Annotated in this window: 1 protein-coding gene; it reads right to left on the bottom strand. The window is 59.9% G+C overall.

Going from position 1 to position 501, the window contains the following annotated elements; all coding sequences use genetic code 11:
• Positions 1-20 precede the first annotated feature (20 nt).
• A partial coding sequence (locus NZU74_20390) for a glycosyltransferase family 2 protein (GenBank protein MCS6883688.1) occupies positions 21-501 on the bottom strand: 481 nt, incomplete at its 5' end.

Raw genomic sequence — 501 nt, 5'->3', positions numbered from 1 at the left:
GTGACTTGTCTGTCGCCTTGTCACCTAAGCGCTCCCTGTGGCTTAGCCGCGGGCTGCAGGTGCTCACGCTTGATCACCAGGCGCCACCACCAGCCGATGAGGGCCAGCAAGGTGCGCGCCACGCGCGGGAAATTGAAGAACTGCGACTTGCCGTACTGCCGATACCAGTGGCTTACCGGCACTTCGACAAAGCGGTAACCGGCATCCTGAATTTTCTTAACCATCTCGAACGTGATGGTGCCGGTGGTGGATTCGAGTTGGATGCGGTCGAAGATGGCCCGGCGCATCAGGCGAAAGTCACAGTCCACGTCGCGAATAACCAGCCCAAAGAGGAACTTCACAAAGTACTGATAGGCCAGGCCGATCAGGATGCGATGAAGCGGGTCGTGGCGCTTGATTTTGTAGCCCTGAACTACATCCACGCCATCGGTCACGGCGCGGGCCAGCAGCGCCAGCTCGCGCGCGTCGTACTGGGCGTCGCCGTCGGTGTAGAAAATCCAG

This window comes from Chloroflexaceae bacterium (genome assembly GCA_025057155.1).
Classification (GTDB): domain Bacteria; phylum Chloroflexota; class Chloroflexia; order Chloroflexales; family Chloroflexaceae; genus JACAEO01.
This window is presented reverse-complemented; position numbering and strand designations above follow the sequence as displayed.